Here is a 1791-nt window from a genome sequence, read left to right on the forward strand (position 1 = left end):
CGGCCCCCGGCGGCATCGGCGGAGGCGGCGGCGCGCCGAAGGAGGCGCCGCCGTACCCCGGGTGTCCGGAGTGCGCGCCGGGCGCGGAGTCGCCCCCGTGCGCCCCCGGGTAGCCTCCGTGCGCCCCCGGCGCAGGGGCCGGCGGAGTCATCGGGAAGCCGCAGAAGTCGCACCAGTCCTCGGCCTGCGACTCGTGGCCCCTCGGGCAGATCGGCATCAGGTCCCCCTCGTTTCGGGCCGGCTCCGTGCGGCGTCGCGCCGGGGTGCCGGCCCGGTCACGTCTTCAGCGGTCACTTCTTCACACGTACCGTCTTGGTCGACCGGGTCTCAAGGGTCATCGAGTCGGCCTCGCTCACGTTCTTACGGAACCGAACCGTACCCTCCTTCGGGTCCACCACGTCCACCACCTTCTGGAGCAGCTTGTAGGTGCCCTCGTTCCCGGTCGCGTGGGCGATCCGGACGGCGGCGCCCAGCTTGGCGGTCGCCCGGTCGACGTCCCCGGCCCGGTGGGCCTCCAGGCCCTCCTGGATGGAGGAGGCGAGCTCGGCCTGCCCGGTGTAGTGGGCGACCTGCGGGCTGATCCGGGTGGAGGAGGCCAGGTCGTCGGTCCAGACCGCCTTGACCAGGCCCTGGGTGAGCACCTCGGGGGTGCCGCCGGCGACCTGCTCGGGCAGCACCAGGCTGATCCGGGCGGCCAGCATCTCGTTGCCGACCGAGGCGGCCGGCACCTCGACGCAGACGTGGTAGTCGCGGCTCTCGTCGCCCCAGGAGCCGGTGGGGTAGTCGCCGGCCCGGGGGCCGGCCTCGGTGCGGCGGGAGCTCAGGTCCTCGACCGCGGGGGCGACCTGCTTGACGAACCGGACCCTGGCGTTGGCCGGGGTCCAGATCCGCAGCGCGACGTCGGCGACCTGCTTGCCCATCGCGCCGGCCATCATCGAGCGGAAGTCCTCGGCCAGGCCGGAGGGCTCGGCGACGATGTCGGTGGTGCCGAGCAGCGCCGAGGAGATGCGGCGCAGCTCGTCGATCCGCCAGTCGGTGCCCACGCCGCGGCAGTCGGCGGTGAAGTGGCCGGTCACCCGTTCGACGGTGCGGGCCAGGTCCTCGGCCGACTCGTGCTCGTTGTTGCCGTCGGTGAGCAGGACGGCGTGCCGGATGGCGATGTCGCGGCGGGTGAGGAAGAGCTGGTCGGCCTTGGCCAGCCAGGTGCCCATCGCGGTGCCGCCGGCCGCGGTGAGCCGGCGCAGCGACTCCTTGGCCTGCGCGCGGGTGGTGGCGGAGGCGGTGGCGAGGGTGCCGTCGCCGGGGTAGATGTCGCGGGCCTCGTGGGTGCCGGCGACGACGGCGAAGGCGGTGCCGTCGCGCAGCGCGTCGATGGCGGCGGCGGTGGCCTCGCGGGCGCCGTTGATCTTGGTCTTGGGGTAGTCCATCGAGCCCGAGCAGTCCACCAGGACGACCACGGCCGCCGCGGTGCCGGCGCCCGCCGCGGTGGCGTCGGCGAAGCCGAGGGGCCGGCCGCCCGAGGTGCCGCCGCCGGTCGCCGTGACGGTGACGATGGCGTTGACCTCGCGGGCGCCGTCGGCCAGGTACTCGTTCTGGAAGATCTCCACGTTGAACCTGGGCAGGTTCGGCTTCGCCAGTGTTGCCATGGGGCGGTCGGCTCCCGTCGGGTGAGGGGTGGACGTGCTCAGGACGGTGGGGCGGCCCGCCGGGCGGGGCCGGCGGGCCGTGCCGCCGGAGCGTCCGGCGGGTGGTCGGGTCAGGCCGTCGGCGGGTGCGGCGGCTGCGGCGGGA

At 74.8% G+C, this 1791-nt stretch carries 1 protein-coding gene; it reads right to left on the bottom strand.

Going from position 1 to position 1791, the window contains the following annotated elements; translation table 11 throughout:
- Positions 1–290: 290 nt before the first annotated feature.
- Entirely contained in the window at positions 291–1646 is a 1356-nt protein-coding gene (locus tag AE652_RS40745) for a VWA domain-containing protein (RefSeq protein WP_049660919.1), read from the bottom strand.
- Between the last annotated feature and the right edge of the window lie 145 nt (positions 1647–1791).

The sequence above is a fragment of the Kitasatospora sp. MY 5-36 genome, assembly GCF_001182915.1.
Lineage (GTDB): Bacteria > Actinomycetota > Actinomycetes > Streptomycetales > Streptomycetaceae > Kitasatospora.

What these genes read in the sequence shown, in the direction of transcription:
- AE652_RS40745 (WP_049660919.1), bottom strand. Translation starts at nt 1,646, where the DNA reads ATGGCAACACTGGCGAAGCCGAACCTGCCCAGGTTCAACGTGGAGATC.